The following is a 714-nucleotide window of genomic DNA, read 5'->3' on the forward strand; positions in this document are numbered from 1 at the left end:
GCTGGTATCTATTTAATGATGACTTATCAACTTGTGTTAGCGCGTTAGTCACACTTTCATGATAGACTGAAAAGACGAACAAAAGGCAGCCTTTAATCAGGTTGTCTTTTATTATTTCAGCATGGTAATGAAGAAAAAGCTTGAAGAGGTTGTTTTTCGAGTTTGATAATACATAACAATAGAGAGCGATATGGCAAATACTGATAGCATAATGTCAGCGCGGCAATCGTGGATAGGCACCATCCAAATCATTACAGCCGCTGTCTGTTGGGGTACTTTGGGAATATTTTCTACCTACCTCAATCAAATCGGCTTTAGTGGCTGGCAGATTACTATCTTGCGCGTCGTGACTGCCGCTCTTCTTATTCTTGTTATGCTACCAAAACTATGGCCCTATTTAATCAAACTGCGTCCAAAGCAGTGGCTGGGACTGGCGCTGCAATCGTTGATTGGCGTACTGGGTATGTCGATCTGTTATTTCTTTGCCGTTATTTATGTCGGTGCTGGCCCTGCAGTCTCTCTGCTTTATACTGCACCTGTTTTTAGTCTGTTATTTTCGGCTTTTTTATTAAACGAGTCTATTACACGGCAGTCGGCATTACTGGCACTCATGGCGGTATTTGGTGTGGGATTAACGATGCTTGGTGATGAGGCGCAAATCAATTGGGGTATCGTGCTCGGACTGCTATCAGGTGTGTGTTATTCCCTATATGG

Annotated in this window: 1 protein-coding gene; it reads left to right on the forward strand. The window is 43.0% G+C overall.

The window, feature by feature from the left end; genetic code table 11:
• Window positions 1-190: 190 nt before the first annotated feature.
• A partial coding sequence (locus tag ACS8FD_RS20490; RefSeq protein ID WP_439277220.1) for a DMT family transporter occupies window positions 191-714 on the forward strand: 524 nt, incomplete at its 3' end.

It is taken from the genome of Psychrobacter sp. 1U2, from assembly GCF_051847575.1.